The organism is Drouetiella sp. (assembly GCF_059504425.1).
Map to the genome: position 1 here is coordinate 88,984 of NZ_JCACIN010000088.1, position 23,781 is coordinate 112,764.

19 protein-coding genes are annotated in these 23,781 nt (G+C 50.4%); 10 read left to right on the forward strand and 9 right to left on the reverse strand.

The genetic code is table 11. The features are described from left to right. Window positions 1-11: 11 nt before the first annotated feature. Window positions 12-2,264 (reverse strand): DEAD/DEAH box helicase, encoded by a 2,253-nt coding sequence (locus AC5JMP_RS20270; protein ID WP_495853297.1) that lies wholly within the window; start codon window positions 2,262-2,264, stop codon window positions 12-14. Between the two features lie 75 nt (window positions 2,265-2,339). Between AC5JMP_RS20270 and AC5JMP_RS20275 the strand changes: the two genes are divergently transcribed. The 3 genes from AC5JMP_RS20275 to AC5JMP_RS20285 all read left to right on the forward strand — a co-directional run bounded on the left by AC5JMP_RS20275 (window position 2,340) and on the right by AC5JMP_RS20285 (window position 7,521). Then, entirely contained in the window at window positions 2,340-2,894 is a 555-nt protein-coding gene (locus tag AC5JMP_RS20275; RefSeq protein WP_495853298.1) for a cysteine hydrolase family protein, read from the forward strand. A gap of 550 nt (window positions 2,895-3,444) precedes the next feature. After that, window positions 3,445-5,901, forward strand: coding sequence for a DUF4347 domain-containing protein (locus AC5JMP_RS20280; RefSeq protein WP_495853299.1), 2,457 nt, complete (start codon window positions 3,445-3,447; stop codon window positions 5,899-5,901). A gap of 273 nt (window positions 5,902-6,174) precedes the next feature. Beyond that, complete coding sequence (locus AC5JMP_RS20285) at window positions 6,175-7,521, forward strand: TIGR03279 family radical SAM protein (protein ID WP_495853300.1); 1,347 nt, start codon at window positions 6,175-6,177, stop codon at window positions 7,519-7,521. Window positions 7,522-7,792: 271 nt separating this feature from the next. On the opposite strand, the gene AC5JMP_RS20290 is transcribed toward AC5JMP_RS20285, so the two are convergent. The 4 genes from AC5JMP_RS20290 to AC5JMP_RS20305 all read right to left on the reverse strand — a co-directional run bounded on the left by AC5JMP_RS20290 (window position 7,793) and on the right by AC5JMP_RS20305 (window position 11,460). Continuing rightward, entirely contained in the window at window positions 7,793-8,272 is a 480-nt protein-coding gene (locus AC5JMP_RS20290) for an AAC(3)-I family aminoglycoside N-acetyltransferase (protein ID WP_495853301.1), read from the reverse strand. Between the two features lie 54 nt (window positions 8,273-8,326). Beyond that, on the reverse strand, window positions 8,327-8,800 hold the full coding sequence (locus AC5JMP_RS20295) for a GNAT family N-acetyltransferase (RefSeq protein WP_495853302.1): 474 nt from the start codon (window positions 8,798-8,800) through the stop codon (window positions 8,327-8,329). A gap of 222 nt (window positions 8,801-9,022) precedes the next feature. Continuing rightward, window positions 9,023-9,556: a GNAT family N-acetyltransferase gene (locus AC5JMP_RS20300; RefSeq protein ID WP_495853303.1), complete on the reverse strand. Its 534-nt coding sequence runs from the start codon at window positions 9,554-9,556 to the stop codon at window positions 9,023-9,025. 1,043 nt (window positions 9,557-10,599) lie between these two features. After that, a complete protein-coding gene (locus tag AC5JMP_RS20305) occupies window positions 10,600-11,460 on the reverse strand; it encodes a M28 family peptidase (RefSeq protein ID WP_495853304.1) in 861 nt (286 codons plus the stop codon). 303 nt (window positions 11,461-11,763) lie between these two features. Between AC5JMP_RS20305 and AC5JMP_RS20310 the strand changes: the two genes are divergently transcribed. The 4 genes from AC5JMP_RS20310 to AC5JMP_RS20325 all read left to right on the forward strand — a co-directional run bounded on the left by AC5JMP_RS20310 (window position 11,764) and on the right by AC5JMP_RS20325 (window position 15,407). Further along, window positions 11,764-11,958 carry an NAD(P)H dehydrogenase subunit NdhS gene (locus AC5JMP_RS20310; protein ID WP_495853365.1) on the forward strand — a complete coding sequence of 65 codons (195 nt, stop codon included), beginning with the start codon at window positions 11,764-11,766 and terminating at the stop codon, window positions 11,956-11,958. A gap of 27 nt (window positions 11,959-11,985) precedes the next feature. Then, entirely contained in the window at window positions 11,986-12,669 is a 684-nt protein-coding gene (locus AC5JMP_RS20315; protein ID WP_495853305.1) for an HAS-barrel domain-containing protein, read from the forward strand. A gap of 208 nt (window positions 12,670-12,877) precedes the next feature. Then, entirely contained in the window at window positions 12,878-13,534 is a 657-nt protein-coding gene (locus AC5JMP_RS20320; RefSeq protein ID WP_495853306.1) for a class I SAM-dependent methyltransferase, read from the forward strand. A gap of 118 nt (window positions 13,535-13,652) precedes the next feature. Next, a complete protein-coding gene (locus AC5JMP_RS20325; RefSeq protein WP_495853307.1) occupies window positions 13,653-15,407 on the forward strand; it encodes a transglutaminase-like domain-containing protein in 1,755 nt (584 codons plus the stop codon). 229 nt (window positions 15,408-15,636) lie between these two features. Here the strand turns inward: AC5JMP_RS20325 and AC5JMP_RS20330 are convergent, their stop codons facing one another. The 3 genes from AC5JMP_RS20330 to AC5JMP_RS20340 form a co-directional block, all read right to left on the reverse strand. Continuing rightward, complete coding sequence (locus AC5JMP_RS20330) at window positions 15,637-16,998, reverse strand: cytochrome P450 (RefSeq protein WP_495853308.1); 1,362 nt, start codon at window positions 16,996-16,998, stop codon at window positions 15,637-15,639. 185 nt (window positions 16,999-17,183) lie between these two features. After that, window positions 17,184-17,753 (reverse strand): hypothetical protein, encoded by a 570-nt coding sequence (locus tag AC5JMP_RS20335; protein ID WP_495853309.1) that lies wholly within the window; start codon window positions 17,751-17,753, stop codon window positions 17,184-17,186. 380 nt (window positions 17,754-18,133) lie between these two features. Beyond that, a complete protein-coding gene (locus AC5JMP_RS20340) occupies window positions 18,134-18,307 on the reverse strand; it encodes a hypothetical protein (RefSeq protein ID WP_495853310.1) in 174 nt (57 codons plus the stop codon). Window positions 18,308-18,439: 132 nt separating this feature from the next. Between AC5JMP_RS20340 and AC5JMP_RS20345 the strand changes: the two genes are divergently transcribed. Together AC5JMP_RS20345 and AC5JMP_RS20350 are read left to right on the forward strand one after the other, a co-directional pair. After that, window positions 18,440-18,634, forward strand: a complete 195-nt coding sequence (locus AC5JMP_RS20345) for a hypothetical protein (RefSeq protein ID WP_495853311.1) — start codon at window positions 18,440-18,442, stop codon at window positions 18,632-18,634. Window positions 18,635-18,823: 189 nt separating this feature from the next. Next, window positions 18,824-20,098: a glycoside hydrolase family 10-like protein gene (locus tag AC5JMP_RS20350; RefSeq protein WP_495853312.1), complete on the forward strand. Its 1,275-nt coding sequence runs from the start codon at window positions 18,824-18,826 to the stop codon at window positions 20,096-20,098. A gap of 115 nt (window positions 20,099-20,213) precedes the next feature. Here the strand turns inward: AC5JMP_RS20350 and AC5JMP_RS20355 are convergent, their stop codons facing one another. Further along, complete coding sequence (locus tag AC5JMP_RS20355) at window positions 20,214-21,284, reverse strand: DUF389 domain-containing protein (RefSeq protein WP_495853313.1); 1,071 nt, start codon at window positions 21,282-21,284, stop codon at window positions 20,214-20,216. 180 nt (window positions 21,285-21,464) lie between these two features. On the opposite strand from AC5JMP_RS20355, the gene AC5JMP_RS20360 reads away from it, so the two are divergent. Further along, a complete protein-coding gene (locus AC5JMP_RS20360; protein ID WP_495853314.1) occupies window positions 21,465-23,159 on the forward strand; it encodes a peptidoglycan DD-metalloendopeptidase family protein in 1,695 nt (564 codons plus the stop codon). The last annotated feature ends 622 nt before the right edge of the window (window positions 23,160-23,781 follow it).

The window sequence follows — 23,781 nt, forward strand, 5'->3', positions numbered from 1 at the left end:
ACTGTTTTGAACTATCTTTTGATAATTTGACGAATGACCTGCCATGCTCTTTCGACATCCAAAAAGCTTGTAGCGTAATTCTTACAAAGCAGCTCTTCGCTCAAAAATAAATCGTGTTTTTCAATAATTTTGTTGCGGACAGCAGTAGAGAGAATAGCAGGATCAGGCGAGTCTGCCTTCGATAGCTTTTTGAGGTATCGCAGCAGTTGAGCCGGGGTAATGTCATTTATGGTGAGGGCGATCGCTCCTTGATCAACCTCCAGCTTATCGGTCAAGAACTGAATGAATAGCGTATTCATGACTAGACTGCCCGCCCAGGGAAACAGCAAAGTTTGATGTCCATATTCCATCACTGGAGAATGATCTAATCCATACATCAGGAAGTTCGCCCTCGCTTCTTGTAATAGATCTCTTGCTGTTGCATCCAAAAAGATCGGCGTATCTTCTGTGGTGTAGATTTTGAACATCTCTTGGCGAATGCGATCATGAACCAATCCCGGCTCACCGCCAAAGTAGGGAACGCGCCCTGCCGCAGCCCGAATGACATCAATGACACGATGGATGCGATCGACGGATAAAACCTGCCATCGGCTCCCAGCAAAAATCAGGTAGCTGTCTTCCAGAATAGGATAGTCGATCGGCAGCGTTCCTAGAGTTTTACCGACTGTGGTAACGCGATACTCTTCGGGCGTTTTGAAGGCAGTGTAGAAGCTGTAGTGGTTCACCAATCGTTCGCCCGTTAGCCCCAGCAGCAGCAGACCCTCCTGAGTTTGCTGAATCAAATCCTGTTCTCCCAAGCAGCGCAACACCTGAACATAGGTGGTTTTATCAACTTCAGAGAATGCGCCCGCTTCACAAAGCTCTGTCCAGGCGCGATCGGGGCGAATTCCACCCCGCTCAGCGATCAGCGACAGGAGCTGTTGAACCAAAGTCGAGAGGTGTAGTTTTCCGACTCTAGGCGGCTCATACCAGCCTTGCAGCAGCAGATGAGTCATGGCGATCGCCTGCACTAAAGCAGGATGTAGCGCCTTCTCAGGATGGGTGTGAGGCGTAATTTCTGGCTCGGTAATGTAGATCCGCAGAATAGCCGGATCGCCCGATCGCCGTCCCGATCGCCCTAACCTCTGCCGGGTGCTAGATACCGAATAGGGTGCGCCAATTTGGGCGATCGAGGTAACGGCTCCAATATCGATACCCAGCTCTAGGGTCGAGGTACAAACAACATTAGCAGGGCGATTGTCTTCTTTGAGCGCATCCTCTGCCGCCTCTCGCAGCTCTTTTGACAGGCTGCCGTGATGGGGCATGAACTCATTGGGGACATGATGAATTTCGCAGAGACGGCTGAGTAAATCAGCGTACTTCTCTACATCCTGGCGACGGTTGATGAAAATGAGATTTTTATCCCCCCGCAGCACCTTGAACAGATGATTGGCGATATCAATTTCATCTCTGGAATTACTCTCCTCAGACTCCTGATCAGATTCATCCTCTAGAAAAACTGGCGCAATTTTTCGGTATCCGCGAATTTGCAGCTTAATTTCTTGTCCTGCCTCTGAAGATTCAATTAGGGTAACAGCATCTACTTCTCCAGCTCTCAAATACTCTTTTGCCAGATTCATTTCGCCCAGCGTAGCGCTGAGTCCAATGCGAGGAATGCGGCGGTGAATAGCCAGCTCTAGACGGTGAAGGAGCGATCGCAATTGCTGTCCTCGCTCAATCCCGATAAAGGAGTGCAGTTCATCCACCACCACATACTGAAGTGTGGCAAAGATGGCGGTTAGCTCATGCCCTCGTAGAACAAACATAGCTTCTAACGCCTCTGGCGTGATTAGCAGCACGCCGTCTGGATTGCGTAGCACTCGCTGTTTGCGGCTAGAGCTAATGTCGCCATGCCAGGGATGCACAGGAATTTCTAGACGCTCTCCTAGCTCAGATAGCCGACGATACTGATCGTTAATTAACGCTTTAAGCGGACTAATGTAGAGAACCTGTATTCCCTCCCCACGCTTAATATCTCCGGTTTCTCTGCTGCTCATCAGCTTGGAGAAAATAGGCAGAAACGCCGCCTCTGTTTTACCTCCGGCGGTCGCGGCAGCAATGATCAGGTCAGTATTGGCAGAGAGAATAGGGGCGATCGCCTGTTCCTGAATATCGCGTAACTCTGTCCATTGCTTTTCCCAAATCCATCGCTGCACCTGTTCATGCAGTCGGTGAAAGCCAGAAGAGTCACGACTTGTAGATTCGGAGGAATATGAGTTTGCCATTGTAGCTTTGTATAGCTTTTTTAAGATCAATGGTATGAATGGAGACAACAGCTAATCAGCCTACAGGAGAGATCTATGAAGCGCGCCTTGCTAGTTATTGATGTTCAAAATGAGTATTTTACGGGTCAATTGCCAGTGACTTATCCGCCCGACAGCTTAAAGAATATTCTATCGGCGATGCAAATGGCTTCAAATCAAGATATTCCTATTATCGTCGTGCAACATACGGAATCAGAGCCAACCTCCCCTATTTTTAATAAAAGCAGCCCAGCCTGGGAGCTTTATCCTGAAATTGCCAAACAGCCTCACAATTTGCTGATTGAGAAAACCTTGCCCGGAAGCTTTACCGGAACAGAGTTAGAATCTTGGCTTAGAGAACAGGCGATCGATACTGTTGTGATTGCCGGATACATGACTCAGATGTGCTGCGATACAACGGCCAGACAGGCGGCTCATCTGGGGTTTTCAGTAGAGTTTCTCTCTGATTCCACCGGAACGCTAGCCTTTGAGAATGAGGCAGGTAGTGCTACTGCTGAAGAGCTTCATCGATCGACTCTAGTCAGCCAGCAGTCTTTCTTTAGCAAGGTCATGTCTACTTCTGACTGGATTGACAGTTTGAGTGTTGCTTAGTAAGCTTCTTGAAAACTGTGAGTTAGAAACTCTTGGAAATGCTTCTAGCGACGTATTTTCGAGGGGAGCCTTTTCGCTTACAACTATGTGAAAAAGAGTCAACTGTGTGAAAAAGAGTGGGTGCTGATATTCATGTAATGATTTTTTATGGGGTAGGCTTCGTTCGCCCCATAAAAATCATTACATTTTGAGGACTACTCAAGATTGATACATAGGGTTTGACTGAACGGCAGTATATTTGCCGGGGTGCATCTCAGGTTCACACAACGAGGCTCTGGGGAAAGGGTCTTACGCAACAGAGTGCTACAAATTGACCCGAACATGATATGTAATCCTTAGAAACTTTTGCTACCTTAGCTCTTGCCATGGATGAGCATACTCAGCTATTAAACAATGTAGCCATTGCAAAGTAGCCATTGCGAGAGCCATTGCAAGGTTTTGGTAGAAAGCACGAGCCTGGGTAGAGAGCGATCGCTCATCCGCCATCTCTTGTCCTACCTGTTGATTGCCCCCGCAACTACCCCTTAGAAATTAGCAAATGACATTCTCCATGAACTTTTTAAAATCGTCCGCTTTGGTCGTTGTTGACTCAACGGTTGACCATTACGAAAGTCTGATTCAGGGGATTCAGCCCGGAGCCGAAGTTATTGTCTTAGACGCGGCTGACGGCGTAGAACAACTGACTCAGGCTATCGCTAAACGCACTAACCTCAACAGCTTGCATATCGTCTCGCACGGACGATCGGGTGAGATTCACCTGGGGGCGATCGTCTTAAATACTCAGACGCTCAAGCAGTATACGCAGCAAATTAGAAATTGGGCAAAGGCGCTAGCGACCAATGCAGAGATTTTGCTCTACGGCTGTGAGGTTGCTGCCGGAGAAGCAGGACGAGCATTTGTTCAGCACATGAGCCAGCTTACGGGAGTTAATGTCGCAGCCTCAACCACGTTGACCGGAAGCTCAGCGCAGGGCGGCAACTGGCAGTTGGAGCATATTACGAGCGGCACCAGCAGCACGGCGAACCCTAGAAGAGTCTCACCGCTTGCCTTCCAGTCCCAAACCTTAGCAACCTATCCCGGCGTTCTGGCCGTGCTGCTCAGCGAAACCTTCCGAGAAGCTGATGTCACCGAGAGACCTTGGCAGTTTGGTATTGGAACAGGCACCGTTTCTGCCAATCCTTTTCTGACTGCTAGAGCCACAGTCGCCCCCTCACAGAACGGCCTGCCCGGAGCTGGAACAGCGATCGACACGCCAGGAAACGGAGCCTTGCGTCTTACGGGCGTTGCCAATGACCAGGCGACTTTTGCCATCTACGATCGCCCCTTGAGTCAGGCGGATGGACTGACCATCACTTTCGACTCCTATGCCTATGGCGGCACTTCCTTTAACGGCAGCAATGGCGACGGCATCAGCTTCTTTCTGGTAGATGGCAGCACTAATGCCACCCCCATTTCGACAGCGGGAGCTTTTGGCGGCTCCCTAGGGTATGCCCAGAAACAAGTGCAGGGCATTCCTGGCATCGTGGGCGGCTATCTGGGTGTGGGCTATGACGAGTTTGGTAACTACTCTACTTCGATTGAAGACACGAGTTTACAACGCCCAACCCCAGCAGGCGTTGCCACTCCCGTACGCGACTCGATCGCTGTTCGGGGCAGCGCTGCCTCCCAATATGCCTTTTTGGGTGGCACCTCTACTCTAGATATTGGAGTTGATAATCCTACGGCAACGACCCGCGACGCTGCTCAACGCCGTACCCGCATTGACCTCTCGCCCACGGGCATTTTGACGGTACGGGTAGACTTGAACTCAGATAACGACTTTGCCGATCAGGGCGAAGTGGTGATTAATAATCTGGATGTCACGCCAATCAACGGCGCTTTACCTTCCTCCTTTAAAATTGGGTTCGCAGGTTCTACAGGCGCTGCCACCAATATTCACGAAGTGCGCAACCTAATCGTTCGTGATTTTGTCCCCCCTGACATCATTATTCCGCCGCCAGTGGTTGATCCAGGTACACCTGGCGACCTAGACGATGGCTGTCTGCCTGGACGAAACATTAAGGGCAATTCCACCACTAACCAGATTAGGGGGACGCTTAACAGCGATACGCTGATTGGCTTTGCGGGAAATGACCTGCTCCAAGGAAGAGGTTGCAACGATCGCCTGGATGCGGGGCGCGGCAACGATCGCATGTTTGGCAACGGCGGCAGAGATGCGCTCAACGGTCAGCAAGGAAACGATCGCGGTCTGGGTGGACGCGGCAACGATCAGCTCCTGGGCGGCTTGGGTAACGATAATTTAGACGGCGGCGACGGTCGAGATCTGGTAGAAGGCGGACGCGGCAACGATACGCTGAAGGGCGGAAGAGGCTTTGATACGCTAGATGGCGGACGGAACGAAGACCGAATCGACGGCAATATCGGTAACGATACGCTCCGAGGTCGCCAGGATAACGATATTTTGAGAGGAAACGGTGGAAACGACACCCTCAGCGGCGGATTGGGGCGCGATCGCTTAGGGGGCAACCGCAAGCAAGATGTGGTGTCTGGTAATCGCGGCAACGACGCACTGTATGGTGGCGGAGGCAGCGATACTCTAGAAGGCGGTCAGGGGAACGATCGCCTAGAAAGCAATACTCAAGCCGATCGTCTCATCGGTGGCTCAGGAGACGATCGGCTGATTGGCGGTGGCGGTGCTGATGTGATGACGGGAGGTGAAGGTCGCGATCGATTCATCTACAGTTCCTCTCAGAGGGGTGTGGATGTCATCACCGACTTTCAGGTGACTCGGCGTAGCGCGATCGATCTGATTGACCTGAGCCGCGTTTTCTCTAGAGCGGGCTATAGCTCAACCGATCGCTTTAGAAGATATGTGAGATTGACGGCGGTGGGCGCTAATACCACTGTCCGGGTAGACTTTAATGGCAACACGACTGGCGGGTTTCAGTCGCTTGTTACGCTCAATGCCGTTTCCAATCTCACGGCTAATGCTTTCCTAGTCTCATAGGGTACTGGTATTCATGTAATGATTTTTTAGGCATTGCTTAATCCGGCTATAAAATCAGCAACGCCATTTTTTATGGGGTGGGCTTTGCTCCCCCATAAAAAATCATTACATCTTGAGGACTACCGTCTCATAGAATGGAGAGAGAAAAACTGGAGAAAGGGCGCTGCAATTTCTAGAGTGAATTTCTAGAGCGCAATTTTTAGGCTCTCGTAGGGCAGCTTGTCCGTCCGCTCCCCCTAATTCTCAATCTCCCTGCTTCTCAATCTCTCTGCTATGAGCACCTCTACCATTCAACCTGCTTTAATTACCCGCATTTTGCCCGACTCGATCGCGGCTGAAATTGGCTTTGAGGTGGGCGATCGCCTAGTCTCCATTAACGGACAAGCTCCTCGCGACCTGATCGACTATCAGTTTTTCTGCGCCGATGAAGTGTTGGAATTGGAGGTCTTAGACACCAGCGGCAAATCTCACCAGGTTGAGATTGAAAAAGACTATGACGAAGACTTGGGGCTGGAGTTTGAGTCGGCGTTGTTTGACAGCCTAATTCAGTGCAACAACCGCTGCCCCTTCTGCTTTATCGATCAGCAGCCGCCCGGAATGCGGCAAACCCTCTACCTTAAAGACGATGACTATCGCCTCAGCTTTCTCTACGGCAGCTATCTGACGCTGACTAACCTGACTCAGCGCGAGTGGGATCGGATTGCTCAGATGCGCCTCTCTCCGCTCTATGTCTCAGTTCACGCCACCGAACCCGAAGTGCGTTCTCGATTACTCAAAAATCCGCGTGCAGGGTTGCTGCTCGATCAGTTGCAGTGGTTTCAGAATCACGACTTGCAGATTCATGCCCAGGTTGTAGTCTGTCCTGGCATCAATGACGGGGAGCATCTGGAGCAAACCCTACGAGATTTGGCAAGGTTTCACCAAGGCGAGATTCCGGCTGTGATTTCGGCGGCTGTGGTACCTGTGGGGCTAACGCGCTTTCGCCCTATGGAGGACGAGCTGATTCCGGTGACAACCGCCAAAGCCCAGGAAACGATCGCCCTCGTGCAAAAGCTTCAGGCTCAATTTCAGCAGGAGCTAGGCAGCACGTTCGCTTGGCTAGCCGATGAGTGGTTTCTAATCGGACGGCAGGATTTGCCCTCAGAATCACACTATGAAGACTACCCGCAGTTGGGCAATGGAGTCGGCTCAATTCGGCAATTCATTAAGCAGTTTCACAAAGCGGCTCGGCAACTGCCTGCCAAAATCTCTCCCCCGCGCAAATTCACCTGGGTGCTGGGCAATGCCGTGGAGCAGGCTTTTCAGCCGATCGCCGGTCGCCTTAATCAGGTGCAAGGGTTACAAATTAACAAAGTCGCCCTCAACAGCGAATACTGGGGACAGGAAATTACGGTGACGGGCTTGCTCACGGGACAAGACTTGGTGCGAGTGTTGAAGGATCAGGACTTGGGCGACGGCATCCTCCTCCCCTCGCTGATGCTTAAGCATGACGACGATCGCTTTCTAGATGACATGACGATCGCTGAAGTCTCAGGTCAGCTTGGAGAAATTCCCATTCGGCGGGTTGGCACCATTGAGGAGCTACTAGAGGCTTGCGTAGGGGAGCCTACTCATCTGTGAGCGTTTGTTTGCGCATGGGCGATCGCAAAGCTTACACTCGGTCTCCCCAACCCCCTTAAAAAAGGGGGATTCAGAACTCATATCAATTTAAATTGATGAGGCGGCAGATGATTTTCGAGAGCCGCGCTCCGCGCGGCTCTCGAAAATCATCTGCCCTGTTTGGGTCTTAAATTGGTATCAAAGTCCCCTTTTTTCTAGCGTAGCGGCGCGATCGCGCGGGGATTTAGGAGGATCAGACAGGTGCATTTCTAGCGTGAGCATTGTTTGCGATCTACTGATCATCGCTGACCGCAACAGCAATGTCGAAATGAAGCACATCTTCGCGTACTCCAAGCTTCGTGTAGAGTGCAATCGCAGGGTCATCTCCGATATCCGCCTGTACGAAAACAACGTAGGCTGCTCGCGCCACAGCGATCTTCTTTAATTCTTGGATTAGGGCAGTGGCAATACCTTCGCGTCGATGCGCTGCTGCAACCGCCAGATCGTAAATATAAATTTCACTACGCTCTTGCTCGAATTTCTGGAGTTCATAAGCGGCGATACCTCCGACTACTGCTCCATTTTTCAACGCTGCAAGCGCGATGAAATAATTGCTGCTTAGCAACCGCTTGAGATAGGCATGGCTTGGGCGAGATGAGCTGTAGGTATCAACTTCGTTGAAAGCCTCACCGAAGGTATCCAGTAAGCTCTCCATGAGTGCCAAGTCGTTGGCGAAAAGCTGGCGAATGCTGATTGGCTCGGAGGATGACATTTTTCACCTATTCATTGAAGCGACACGAAAAGGGCGGGGTAAGGGTAGTGGTATTTAGGTAAGGATTTTTTTTGTTGTGGGCTTTACCCGCTTCATGGGTATCCCCCACACCCCATTTTTGAAGAATTGATCGCCACTTTGCATGAACCCCACTTTTTGATAAAAGCCTACTGCTGCTTCAGCCGCATTAACGGTCACTTCATCCAAATCATGAGCGCATTGAGTGAAGAGTTCCCTACCGATTCCTTGCCCAGAAAACTCTTTTCGGACAAACAACAAGGACAAATGATTTCCTCTCTTAAATGCAATAAAGCCAACAACGATCTCATTCCATGTCGCAACTCGCGTTTTCTCACCACTCAAGATTCTGCCTCTTAATTCTTGTGGATCACAGATTTGTAGCCACTCGACCACACTTGCTGGTGTTCCGTCTGTGAGTTCCCATAGATCCGCAGCAGCCCACATACAACCACTGATTTGGTCTTCGTCTCCAAGCTTGGCTAGTCTATAAATCACTCTACTCGTCATTATGAGCTAAATGAACTAAATTATGAGCTGACAAGCATTTAACCCAACTATTTTGAACATCAACGGGCAAGCTTCAACCTGTTTTCCTGTGACTAAACGACGCGATCGAAGGGGGCTGTTGAGCGGCTGTAATAACTTTTGCAACAGCGTTTTTTGCAACAGCATTTTTTGCAACAGCACTGAGGCTCAGTCTGCTCCAGCAGAATTATTCTAGGGCGATCGCTACTCAAGTTGGTTAAACTCTGACCGATATTTTACCAATCCAGCACATCCCTCCAATGCGCCACTTTCTAGCTCCAATACCATAAATGCTTCATCTGGTACTGGGTATTCACATCTCAATCCCTTCTCCTTGGCTGGAATAAATCCGAATCGTGGATAGTATGCTGGAGAACCCAGCACGACAACCGCTTTGAAACCCAACCGAGTACACTCTTTTAAACCAAACTGAATCAGCAATGATCCGATTCCTTGTCGCTGATACTCAGGTGACACTGCCACTGGCGCTAATCCAAGAACGCGCAAATCACCAGCACATTCCCCTACGTTCGCGGAGCGTCCGCTTTGCACAATCGAAACTGGACTAAAGAAAATGTGTCCAACAATTTGCTCTGATTCAACCGCAACAAATGAAAACGTAGAAGCAGCACCTCGTAGGCGATCGACTAAATCTGCCTCACCTTCTCGTTCAAATGCCGCAACATTGACTCTGCGAATCGCTTCTAAATCTTCCGGTTTTTCAGCTCGAACTTTCATAACTTAGAACGCCAATTTCGATGCGTCACAGAGATTTTCAATCAAGATAAGATAGTACCGAATGCCTACTCAGGTTTTCAAAGCACTGTCACAACCTGTAATCGAAGCCGTAGAGCGTTCCTATTGAGCAGTTGCTATTAACTTTTCCCACAATCAAATTTATTCAGACCGCTCCAATTAGCTTGTAGTTAGGGTTATGTGTTCAATTTTGACCCTGAACTACCACGTCACTTCTTGCTTCCCAAACTTCTCGAACTGTCGTAACACCAATCTGCTGATGTGGACTCGGTACAGACAATTTCTGAACAGATATCCCTTCCCCACATTCTACTGAAATTCCCGTCACGCTACTTGAATGGGTTCCGATGCCACGTTGAATATCATCAGGGCGATTTCGTCCACCTCGAACTACGATCGCTTCATCTGAAAATCGGTAGTTCTTAAGAGGTAGGAACTACCCGAAATCCTCTCCACGAGTTGATCTGCTCTAATTCATGTACGCGCTACACGCCATTAGAAATTAGCGTCCGCCCTACAGTCTTCACAAGTTCCTGTACTGTCAAGCATCATTGGCTTGAAGTGCTTGATCAAGTGGTAACGACCAAAAAATTGTTCAGGAGCATCAGCACGATATGCAATGGTTTGACATTTGACGCACTGAACTATCCACTTCCTTGTGCGAGCATCGTTTAAATGCCATTCCGCATCGTTATCTTGACGTTTCACCACAAAAAATAACCTCCTATGCAATGAAGCGCCACAATCAAACCATTCGCGTCGCCCGAAGAGAGTTTTCGGCTACTGAATAATTGCAAGAAACTCAGTCCCCCTTGAACACGCCAATCAATGCGAGAACGCTGTTCTAAATGCACAAGTCAGCAGCCCAGATAAATGGCAAACAGTTACGCCATCGCTCACTAACATCATCAGGCAACATCAGGCAACATAACATCAGGCAACTAAGGGCGAGCGATACGGACATTGACCATGCGTTTACTCGATCGCAGTGTATCATCAAGTAGCTTTAAACAATCGCTCCAGCGTTAAAGCGATCGCACGCCCTCGATTAAGCCTTGACATACGCCCGTTAGAAAATCTAAATCGAGGGTTTCTAGACGATCGCTGCTTTTATGATAATGAGGGTTTCGCAGGTTGGCGGTGTCTGTCACCATGAGGGCAGGATAGCCTGCATCCCAGAAGGGAGCATGATCGCTGCGGCGTGTATCTGGGACGATCATGCCGCGCATTCCTGCCGGGAGCCACTCGCAGGGCACCTGAGCCGCCCCAAGCATTTTGCGTTTGAAGTGAATTAGGTCAGGAATGGTGCGGAGATTGCCAATGAGCGCAATAAAGTTACCTTGATCGGGGTAGAAATTTTGCAATCCGGGAGGATACTTTTGGGAGGCGGGGGCGCGATCGCAATATCCCAGCATTTCCAGCGAGATCATCAGCCTCAGCGACTGGTTTTGCTGACGTAGATTCTCGGCATAGCGACTGCTGCCCACCAGTCCAATTTCTTCTAGATCGAATGCAACTAACCGGACGGGATACCGAATAGGATGGGAGGCAAGCGATCGCGCCAACTCCAGCAATACCGCTATACCTGTGGCGTTATCGTCCGCTCCGACTGAACCCGGAACTGCGTCGTAGTGAGCGCCAATCAGAATCGGTGGCTTGCTCTTGTGGTTTGCCTGAGCGGGTAAATTGAGTTCCCAATTATGATAGGTTCTGCCTCGATACTCAAAGGCGCGATCGGTTACTTCTCCCCATTGGGCAAACTGCTGACGAATGTAGTGCTGCACATAAAAGTGTCCTACCGTCGATAGAAAAGGATCGCGATCGCGAGCAACTTGCCGAAGATGGGTTAACAGATTTTGCTGGAGATCGAGAAGTGGGGGAGTCAAGTTGGGAAATCGGGTGTTGTTGCAGGGTGCAATGAATCCAGGATGCAATGAATCATTGAGGAATGATCTTATCCGAATTCAGCAAGCTTACTCTTTTTCTCTAGAATCTTGGCTGTAGTGCAGATATCTTCGGTAGGTTGAGTGACATAGCGCTATGCGCTTATATCCAATAAGTTATTTTGAGATTGTGCGGAGCGCAGCTCTCAAAAAATAACTCGTCCTAACTCAATGACGTAGCGCCATACAGCAATGCGTTAGTGCTAATCTGTGTGTAGACACTTTTGCTGAATGGATGAGACAGCCATGATTTTTCCCGGTTCAGCCGTCCGTGTGACGAACATCAACGACATTTACTATGGATACCAAGGCTTAGTGCAGCGGGTGAGTAGCGGCAAGGTTGCTGTGCTGTTTGAGGGCGGTAACTGGGATAAGCTAATCACCTTCCGCCCAGCAGAACTAGAGCTAGTGGATGCTACGGCAGGACGCGGCAAGAAATAGTCAGCATATTCGATTTAAGGCGAAACTATGCGCTTACCGCTGCCGCAGTTTAATACTCAGAATCGTCAAGCTGGCTACTTTGCAGAAGTAATTGAAACTGCAACGACGGAATTCTTGGCGCAGTGCTTGGAGCCAGAAGACCTGAGCTTTGCCGTGATGCCGCCTTTCGGAAGCTGGGTGAAGGCGAGAGATGAGGAGTCGGACAATCAGATTTACGCGGTGGTCTATCATGCTACGACTAGCCCGATCGACTCCGTGCATCGAGCCAGGGCGTTAGGTCTATCGCTTCAGGAGTTGCGTGAGCAGCAGCCCCAGATTTTTGCTATGCTGCGAACCGAATTTCGGGCGGCGATCGTCGGATTCCAGCCGCCACAGGATAATCCTAACGGCAAAGGAAACGGTAAAAGCCATGTGCCGAACACGACAATTTTCCAGCATTTGCCGCCCCGTCCACCCCAGATTCATCAGGCGGTATACTACTGTGAACCTGACGAGGTAGTAGGTTTCAGCGAACAGCTCGACTTTTTGCGGACGCTGCTCCAGGTGGGCAATGCGCCTGTAGATGCTCTGGTTGCTGCCGCCGTGCGGGAAATTTATCGGCTCCGCAAAGCCGATCGCGCCTGGTTAGTAGGAGTAGGGCGATCCCTTAGCATTCTGCTCAAAGAAGATTTTGATCGGCTGCGAATTATCTTGAACCAGATTCATATCTGAGTAGTGTTTTAAGTGTGGGGTTATTTTTTGAAAGGAGCGCGGGGCGCTCCTTTCAAAAAATAACCCCATGTCTTATGTAGCTGTCGCCAGTTGGCTTAGGACATTTAGGGTGGGGCGAGAAGTGCCCCACCCTAAATGTCCCCGTCCTAACCGCCAAGGCGGTTGCTATATACACTGGTAGGGGTAAAGCAATATTTCAAGCCCTGCCATGCTGCTTCAACCCACTCAACGCACCAAGCTTGACGAAAGTGACGATCGTTTGTTCTACGACGCTCCTCGCTTTGTCACCCATGTTGACGAGAGCTTCATTCAGCAGCTCACTGACCTGTATCGAGAGCGCCTCAAGCCCAATACGCGAATTTTTGACATGATGAGTAGCTGGGTGTCTCATCTGCCCACAGAAATGGAGTTTGAACAGGTCGAGGGGCATGGTCTGAACCCGGAGGAGCTGGCGCGTAACCCTCGCTTCAGCCATTATTTTGTCCAGAATTTGAATCAAAATCAGCTTTTTCCTCTGCCGGATCAGTCTTTTGATGCTGTGCTGAACACCGTTTCGGTTCAGTATCTCCAGCGACCGGAAGCCGTCTTTGCCGAGATCTATCGCGTTCTCAAACCCAAGGGCATAGCCATTATCAGCTTTTCTAACCGAATGTTTTACCAAAAGGCGATTCAGGCATGGCGAGATGGTTCAGAGGGCGATCGCATTGAGCTAGTCAAGAGTTACTTTATGGCAGTTCCTGGGTTTAGCGCTCCTGAAGTGGTTGCCCGTCCCAGCACGGTTCCGAGCTTCCTGCAAATGTTGGGCGTAGGCGGCGGCGATCCGTTTTATGCGGTCATTGCCCAGCGTAGCGGAGATGAACTCTAGCTTTACAGTCCGCTTTGCGGCGTAAAAGTCTCTCTGCGTAAAAGTCTCTCTAGTGACATAAGCGATCGCTCCATTTGTGTAGGATGATAAGAAATCTATTCTAATTTTCCTGCCCCATATGCCGCTGGAATCCAGTCCTACTGAGCAACAGATTGTCACAGCGCCTAAGCCTTTGCAGCCTGACTCTTTGCGCAGATCTTTTGATCCGCAACGCCGCACTATTCGTCCGATCGGTGCTTACGCACTGCGAGGTTTGGCTTCTGATGGCAAGCGGCTGCTGGCGCTTGACGCTGTTCGGGGACACCTGCTGCAAATTGACAGCGTAACCGACAACACGATGGTGCTTAACCCTCACGATGTCCAGGCATTTGTGGATGCTAGAGGCTTAGCCCTATGGGGAGAGCAGATCTGGTTTGTCAAAGAAAATCAGATTTTGTGGTGCTTGGCGACAGACTTTACGCCTCGACTGTTTGTTGCGTTGCCCTATGAAGTGGATAGCGTAGCCGTGTGGCAATCTACGGTCTACGTCACGAGCCAGAAGGCGGGCTACATTTTGGTCTTCGATCGCACTACGGGCAGGCGCATCACCCAGTTTTCGGCTCCTGGTGTGGGGATTGAAAACCTGACGGTGAATGAAGAGGAGCTTTGGGTTTGTGACGATATGGAGCGATCGGTCTACTGCATGGATCGGGCGACGGGAGAGGTGCAGTTTAGCGTACTGACTCCTTACGACTGCCCCATGGCGATCGCTTTCCATCCCACCTTGCAGACTGGTAAGGAGCAGGCTGGTAAAGGGCAAGCTGGGGAAGGCGATCGAATTCTATACGCCGCCTATGCCGAGGAAGAATATTACATTCGGGATAATCCCAATGATTTGGACAACTCGCGGGAGCTGACCTCGCGGCACCGCACTTTTATCCATCCGGTGCATTTTCACTACTACGCCGATCGGCACTATGCCCTCTCAAACGGTTATCTGATCGAAATGTCCTATGTGGAGGAAATCGCGCCGCTAGAGGATTCGCCGACGATTACGGGTCTAGAGTGGAAGATTGCCCTTCCAGCGGAAACGCCACGCCAGAAGGTGCTATCTGTGGAGCCAGTCGGGCTGCCTTTTACGGAAGAAATTCAGGAAGGTCAGCGGGTCGCGGTTTTCCAAATCGATAAGGTTAGCGGTCAGGGCGGCGGCTTGTTTGGCTGGAAGGCGCTCTTAGAAGTGCGCGGTATTAAGTATCATATGACGCCTCGACAGGTGGAAAAATTGCCGCCCTTGCCGCAGGAGTTTCAGGAGCGCTATCTGGTAGATAACGATGCCTTGTCGATGGATACGCCTGTGATCCGGCGATCGGCACGGGAGGCGATCGGCACTGAGACGAATCTGTTGCGCAAGGTGCTCAGCATTCGCAACTATGTGTACGATCGGATGTCCTACGGCATGAAGCCCTATATTGATACGCCGGATGTAGCGCTGGAGCGCGGCGTGGGTTCCTGCGGCGAGTATGTAGGCATTTTGCTGGCGTTGGCAAGGCTTAACGGCATCGCCTGCCGCACGGTGGGACGATACAAGTGCCCTGCCGACCCAGATCAGCGGGGGGTGCCGCTTCAGCCAGACTATAATCACGTCTGGATCGAGTTTTTTGTGCCGGGATTTGGCTGGCTGCCCATGGAGTCTAATGTAGATGACGTGGCGGAGGGTGGACCTTATCCGACGCGGTTTTTCATGGGGCTGCCCTGGTTCCATGCCGAGATTGGCAAAGGTATTTCCTTTGAGAAGATGACGGCTGCCGATAAGCCGGACGATATTTCCCTGGGAGATCTGTCGATTAATCACATCCGTTTCACGATCTTGGAAGAGCTGCCGCCTCCTAGCTAACCTCAGTAGATCGTAAATTAGAGTTTTGTGTCGCGCTCCGCGCAACACAAAACTCTAAAAGCTAGATTTCAAAGTCTCTCCTGCTCTGGAAAAGGGATTTATGGCTTCGACTTGAGCTTTCGACCTGAGTGCTCAAGCCGAAGAGCGCTCAGCCGAACGGTGAGGGCGATTGGGAAAGTTGCCCATTGCGTAGGCTGCTAGTTTGCTGGGCTGCCAGTTTGCCAGACCGCTAGTTGACCAAGGTAAAGCGGGCTTGCAGATTTTTCATCAGCTTCGAGGGCTGGCGCATGGGGGCGATCGACTCCCGTTCGGGTGTAACTGTCCAGCTATATTGGCGGAGCAGCGTCAAGAGAATGACTCGCATCTCCATCTGAGCAAACTCAAATCCTAGACAGCCGTGGGGGCCGCTGCCAAAGCCCACCAACGCAAACGGATGCTGTTTGTCTTCTTCACGGGGCGGGGCAAAGCGATCGGGATCAAAGCGATCGGGTTCGGCGTACAGCTCTGGCAGGCGGTGGGTAAGCATGGGCGACACATCCACATACCAGCCTGCCGGAATTCGGTAGCCTGCATATTCAATATCTTTCACGACTCCGCGAGGCATCCCATACACAGGAGGGTATAGGCGCTCTCCTTCCTTTAGTACGTTCGTGAGGTGAGAGAGTTGCTTCAGGTGAGTCATGTCGAGCGGTGCATCTTTCAAGATGGCATCCTGTTCTGAACGGAGACGCGATTGCCACTCAGGATGAGCACCCAGTTCATACACTAGCCAGCTCAGCAGGTTCGAGGTCGTTTCATGTCCGGCTACCAGCATAAACAGCGCATGGTCAATCACTTCAGATTCACTCAGGTGATTTCCATCCTCATCTACGGCTGCCAGCAAAAGCCCCAATACATCGCGTGACTCTTGTAGATTACCTTGGCGCTGGCGCTCGGCAATTACAGAGCGCATAAACTCAGTCAGCTTTTGACGGGCATGCTGCGATCGACCATAGGGTGTCCAGGGAATATCCAGACGTAAAATCGATAGCCCTCCCTTCACAAGCTGCGAAAACCACTGGCTAGTCTGTCCTACTTCACTTGCCGTTTGGGTGCCAATAAACAGCCGACAGGCAATCACGAGCGTAAGCCGACGAAATTCAGTTAATAAATTAACGGTTTCTCTTGTTGCCCAGTCTTGGACAAAATCTTGCGCTACGCTTTGAATGGTGTCGAAATAGCTGGCAATGGCGCGACCATGAAAGGCAGGATACATAAGGCGACGGGTCGCGCGATGTTTTTCTCCTTCCATAAACAGCAGCCCATTGCCAAAGACGGGTCTGAGAAATTCCCAGCCCAGCGTGGTCGAAACATGGTCGGCTTGCTCCATCATCACCAAGCGGTTTGCTTCTGGCCCAATTAAAAATGCAAAGTTCTTGCCCATTGCCCTTGTCTTAAAGATGGAGCCATACTTGTGGAAGTGTCGCCAGTAGAATAGCTCTTCGTCACGAAATAGCTCGATGGTTTCACCGATGAGGGGCAACCCATAGGAACCCGGTATTTCTTCAGGAGATTTGAGCGATCGCGAAGACTGAGGGGCTTGAGCAGTCATAAAGGCACCTGAAGGAATGAGGTAACGGCGGCAGTATTGCTTTTAATAACAGTATTGCTTTTAATAACAAGTCTGGTAAATCCGTGCGCGATTGCTTGACCAATTGGATTCTATATTATTTCCTCAGCGGATTCTGTTATCGTCGATTCGCTTGTAATGACTGATGTAATGACTGAAACGATCGCCTATTCCTGCTGCGATCGAATCGGCATATCCTGATCGATGCCGTAGAGCTTCAGCAAGGGTGTTGGATCTTTGTCGGCAAACAGGTAAGCACTAATTTTGCTGAGTTCGGCAAAGGTGGGCACTCGCCCCTGCAAAATGCCGCGCATATCGCTGAGGGGAAGCTTGCAGGCGCGAGCAAAGGCTTCTAGGCTGGTGTTGCGCATCTGCTGCTTGAGGAAGACGATCGCCTCTGAAAAGGCGGCATAGCTCCCGGCTGCCTCTGCCGTGCGCCGCATCTCCTCGTAGGGATTTTGCTGCTCACAGGCAATCCGCAAAAAATCTTCTAGCGTGTAGGGTTTGCCGTCAGGGTGATGAATCATTTCGAGACGGGCGATTGCCCAGAGCAATCCCACGGTTGGCTCTAAGCCTACGCCATCTCGCAAGCGCTGGATCTTGGGCACGTTGGTCGTGTAGCCGACGCGATCGCACTGCTCCACCAGTTTGGGCATAGATATACCCGCATCATCCATGATTTCGCGGATGAAGTCTCCTAGATGGCGAATGCCTGTGCGGGTGAAGTCGTAGCGCATGGTGAGCAGCGGGAAAAAGTTAATTCTGAGGTATGGCAACCGCCAAGGCGGTTAGGAAGGGGACATTTAGGGTGGGGCGCTTCGCGCCCCACCCTAAATGTCCTAAGCAAACTGGCGACAGCCATATCAAAAAAAGTTACTCGGAGATTGACAGGATGGATGGAGTGTGAGACTTTTATATTTATCGTAAATAAGTAATTGAATATCAAATATTGAATATCAAATTTGATATTTTGTCAAGCTGATTTACGTTAGGCAATTTCTGAAACTAAATTCACCTTTGGGTTGGAGCAGGTTTTTCTAAAACTTTGCGTCAAGCCAATCAACAAATTGCTAAGCCTGTTCTTGTAGCATGCTCCATGACGACTAAAACTAAATGACTAAATTTTGCCCTCTGCTCTTGCCCGATCTAAGGCTTCCCGAATCAAGCGTTGAGCCGTTTTTCCTTCCGATCGTTCCTCGATCTGCGCCAGTTTTCTAAGGGATTCCCTCTCTTCCGGTGTCAAGGGAATGCTTAAGCGCTGAACATCCTGATTTGAATCATTTTGGGTCATCTTGGGTCATTTTGATTCAATGGTAGAAAAATAGATTTCTGTGATTTAATGAAAAACAACCTGTAGCCAGTGCGTCCCCTGGAAAGTTCTGCACTGGCTCTGGTTCCAACTTGCATTGGAGACAAATTTATTATGCCCTATGACCAGCGCCTTCAGCCTTGGGTCGTCGTTTTGCTGCTGCCCAAAATGCAGCGTGTTGATGTGGCTCGATTTCACAGCTTCTCGGATGCCGAGGGCTATGCCCAGGTGATACGAAGGCTCAACCCCGATCGCACCTACGAAGTTATGTTTGATCCGCCGAGCGATCGGGCAACACCGTTTCAGTGATTCTGCCTAATTTCAGACAATTTTCCGGTGGAACGATCGGTAATTCAGAAAAGTCTGTAGACTAAGTGGCTAGTCAAAATTGTAGCTGAGCTAAATTTTGGGCGGCTAGAATTCTCATTCGTCAGAGTTTTAAGCGATCGAGCTTTCAGGTGGAGATGTGTTGGGGGTAGTGGTTCATTGTTCAAGCTGATGACTGTGTTTAAGCTGATGAAAGGTCGCTTCCTTTCTTTGGTAGGGTGGTCTGGGGGGCGATCGTCTAGATTAGAGTCCAGGCTCAGCCGTTTTTCCAAAACAGCAAGCCGATCTCTGCTGCTGCTATTCTTGCTGTCATTTGCAGGAGTCTGGCTGATTAGAGGGCTAAGTCCAGCAATCGCTCAGCTTCCTCGTCAGGAGATTCGCGGCGTTTGGATGACGAGCAACGATACCGCTATTTTGCGCGATCGGCAAAAGATGCAGGATGCGGTGAGTCAGCTCAAGCGGCTCAATTTCAACACCATCTATCCGGTGGTCTGGAATTCTGGCTATGCTTTGTATCCCAGCGCTACTGCCCAACAAGCAGAAATTCAGCCCTTCGTCTTCAAAGGTTTGGAGGGGCAAGACATTCTCGCTGAGCTGATCGCGCAGGGGCATCGTCAGGGCTTGCTGGTGATGCCTTGGTTTGAGTTTGGGTTTATGGCTCCTCCCACGTCGGAACTGGCGCTAAATCATCCGGGCTGGCTGACGCAGAAGCGGGATGGTAGTCAAATTTCTATCAGCGCTGCTGGAGAGGTCATGTGGCTCAATCCGTTTCACCCAGAGGTGCAGCAGTTTATTACCAACCTGGTGGTAGAAGTCGTCACGCAGTACAGTGCAGACGGCATCCAGTTTGATGATCATATGAGCCTACCCAACGAGTTTGGCTACGATGACTACACGATCGCCCTCTACAAAAAAGAGACGAAAAAAGATCCTCCAGCCAATTCTACCGACCCGGCATGGGTGCGCTGGCGGGCTGACAAAATCACGGCATTTATGGTCAAGCTGAATCAGGCGGTGAAAGCCCAAAAGCCCAGCGCGATTTTCTCGGTCTCGCCCAACTACTACGACTTTGCCTATCGGCTGCACCTGCAAGATTGGCTTGCCTGGATACGTCAAAATATTGTGGATGAGCTAGTGATTCAGGTTTATCGCCCCAATTTGCAGAGTTTTCTAGAGCAGCTTGCGCTGCCCGAAGTGCTGGAAGCCCAGAAGAAAATTCCGACAGGGATTGGCATCTTAACCGGGCTGAGAAATAGCCCCGTTCCCATGCGGCAAATTCAGTCTCAGGTGCGGGCAGCTCAACAGCAAAACCTAGGCGTTTCTTTCTTCTATTACGAAAGCCTTTGGGACTATGCGCCGGAGGCGGTGAGCGATCGTCAGGCTGGCTTTCAAACCCTGTTTCCCTACCCGGCACTGCGATCGGCAGTTCAATCCAGCATTCAATAGACCTCTTGCAAATTAAAGTTTTGGGATTAGATTTAGTGAGGGCTGCGCCCCCACTAAACCTGATTGGCAAGAGGTTTAATAGCGATCAGCAGCGATCGTGCTTCAGATTTGGCGGTTATTCCGGCAACTTGTCCTCTGGCAACTTGTCCTCTGGCAACTTGGGCAACCTTATCGGGGGGGCTTCTCGTCTCACCTCTTCCACTTGACTGACGGCAAATATGAGATTGAAGGGTTGCCCCATTTCCCGCTTGATAAAATCCTCCAGCAAGCTCACCTGTCTAGGTGTAATAGATTCTTGGGCACGAACAGTCAGATTTATTTCTGGGGGGTTCGCCAGCCAATTGGTTTTAATTTGAACGAGATCAACCCGCTGAAATGTAATTGTGCGATTCAACAAGGCTCGTTTGAGGCTTGTTTCTAGCTGCGCTTGCCTCACCAGCTCAATAAAGCTTAAACCTAGGGGAATCACCAGCACTACGGTCAGAAAAGCTCCCCAAAGCAGGGCTGTTTTAGCTCTGGGAGAGGCTGCATATCCCACGATGAAAAAGATAATCATGCAGGATAGGGTGATGCCCAATAGATTGGTGAGATAAAGCAATGTCGCTCCCCAGCTCAGTAGCCAATCACCGTGCGACAAGCCCAGTCCCACCACACAAATGGGAGGCATGAGCGCCACTGCAATTGCGGTTCCTGCTAGACTGCCCGATATTTTGGGCTGGACTTTGGCATAGCCACTGATGCCTCCTGCGGCTACCGCAATGCCCAAATCGAGTAAATTGGGTTTAGAGCGAGCCAGAATTTCACTTCCAAACGCCGGAATACCCGTCAGATGACCGAGGCTCCAAGATATGCCAATGGCTAAAGCTGTTCCGACTGCGATTGAAATCAAGGCTTTACGAAAAAGTGTCACCTCACCTTCCATCGCGGCGAAGGCTAAGCCCCGAATGGGCTGCATCAAGGGCGCAATAATCATGGCACCAATAATGACTGCCACACTGTTAGCAAGTAGACCTAGGGTGGCAATGGTGCAAGAACTGATGATCAGCGCTAGATAGGCTACATCGAGATGAGATTCTAACAGTAGCTCAGCTCGAACGACCTCTATGTGGAGAGGCTGAATCTGATGTTGAACGAAGTTATGAAACCGTTGCTGTACTCGAATCGATCGCTGCCCTATCCTACTCATTCAATCCAAGCCTTGATCATTATTTGCCAACAATTTTGTACGGATACATATGCTAATGCGCCTAGCCTTGAAGATTACTAGACATTAGAGTAATGCGTTAGAGGAACTCAGAATTCTGAGGCTGCGTCGATCTCGATATCACTAGGCTAACCCTACGATCGCATACGGCGCTCATTTGTCATGCCAGATTTTCGCGATAACTCCCCCAGCACCGCCCGATCGCTCACTCTAGGACAAACCTGCAAAGACGCTTTGGGAGGACGCGATCGCCATGACTACTACACCTTCAAGCTGAGAAATCGCAGCAGTTTTAATGCTTCTCTCGGCAGCCTAAAAGCAGATGTAGAATTGCTACAAGACCGCGATCGCAACGGCAAGTTTAGCGCCAGCGAACGAGTGGCGGCTTCTACTCCCAAAGGCAAGCGGGTTAGGTCGATCGCCTCTGCTCTCAATCCAGGCACCTATCAGCTTCGCGTTTTCTCTGGCGATCGCGCTAATCAAACCTACAGCCTCAAGGCTGCCGCTGAGTCTCTAGGGCAATTTCAGGCAAAATACTATGGCAATACATCCCTTTCGGGCAAGCCCATTCAAACGGAGTATCTAGGAAATAGCAGCCTCAGTTTTTCTAGCGCCACAGCAAACTTGCCTAATGCAGCGAATTTTTCAGCACGCTACACCACTGAGCGATCGCTGGCGCCAGGGCTATATCACGTCAAAATTACCGCAGAGGATGGGGTACGAGTCAAAGTAGGCAAACAAACGGTCGTTGATCAGTGGACTGATCAAGGCTATACGCCCCACTCTGGCTATTTTTACTCAGAGGGCAAGCAAGCAGCGATCGCGATTGAGCATTATGACAAGGGCACACCTAGGGCGATCGCGTTTGAGATTCAGTCTGTCATTCCTTTTCAAGATCAGGTGAATGCTTCTCAATGGAAAGCCACGCTGTTTAGCTGGGATGATAGCCAAAGCAGCAGTCCGGCGATCGACTTTGCGGCAGATGGATTGCGGAACAAAAGGGCGATCGGTGTAATCAATTTAGGCTCCCAGATTCGCAGCGACGGCAAGCCAGGAATCAGTTTTGACTGGGGTACAGATACCTATGTCAATGACGGCTATCGTTTGCCCCATGATACTTTTGCGCTTCAGGCAACGACGATCGCGAATTTTGACGGCAGCTCCTACACCTTTCGCGTCAAGGGCGATGATGGGTTCCAGATTCTTGCCCATCGCAAGGATAGCGGCAAAACCTATGCCATCACGCCCAAAAACCAGTGGGTGAAGGGTTCTAGCACCTACCAGGACATTGCCTACAAACTACCCACCGGACAGTATGATCTGACGTTCAACTACTTTGAAAAGCGCGATGCAGCCAACTTTGATCTAACCTGGGAAAAGTCGCCCCAAGCTGTGCCCACTCCCCCAAAACCTTCCCCCTCACCTAGTTCACCTTCACCTGATTCATCTTTACTATGGGACAGCCCGCTGAAGGGCTATCCGGCTACCAGTTCCTACGGGCAACGCAGCTACTGGAACGGTACGGCTACGGTATCTGGATTTCATCGTGGCATTGACTTGGGGACAGGCGACGAGAAACCGCCGATTGAAGCCGCCCGCAAAGGCGTAGTGACGCTTGCCGAAACCGGATGGAATGGCGGTTTCGGCAATTTGATTGAAATTGACCATGGAGAAGGAATACAGACTCGATATGCCCACCTGTCTAGCATTGGGGTGAAGCAGGGCGATCGCGTTGATTCTAATACCGTGATCGGCTATGTCGGCACGACGGGAAACTCAACTGGGAATCATCTTCATTTTGAGGTGCTAGTCAATGGCGAAGCTCAGAACCCAGAAGACTTTCTTAGCTTTGTTTAAAAGCTTTGCAACTGAAAAACTTGTGTAGCAACTACCAAGGTGGTTAGGGTGGGGACATTTAGGGTGGGGCACTTTGCGCCCCACCCTAAATGTTCTAAAGAATACCAATTTGAGTTGGAACCACGACAGATCCCGGTACGGGCTTGGCATTGCCAAGCCCCTTCTGAGGTTCGATGTGCCCACAAATTTGTTTAAATTGGTAGAACATGATTTAACAAGATGTAATTCTTGGAGTAGGGGCTTAGCAATGCTAAGCCCCTAGAGCAGAGCGGTTGTACAGGTGATTGAATCCACGATCCTCAGCAGACTGGCGACAGCCATATCTTATTAGCAGTAATCAACAAATATTTTTGCAAGTAGCCCAAGACCGATCGCCCTTGTACTCCCAAAGGCAGATATTCTGCGAAAAGCTGTATCACTTCACACAGTCTTAACAGTCAATGTGTTGCAGCAGACTTAACGCTGTTGGAGTCCAGATGGTACGGTGCGATCGCATATGTAGTGAATCAGGACTTTATAAACGTTGGGCGGACAAGGAGCTGACTCAGTTGAGCAATGAGACTGGGTGAGTTGCTAGCGTACTGCGGCGTTTTCAGTGTGCATCTGTAGGGCAGGTGCTGTC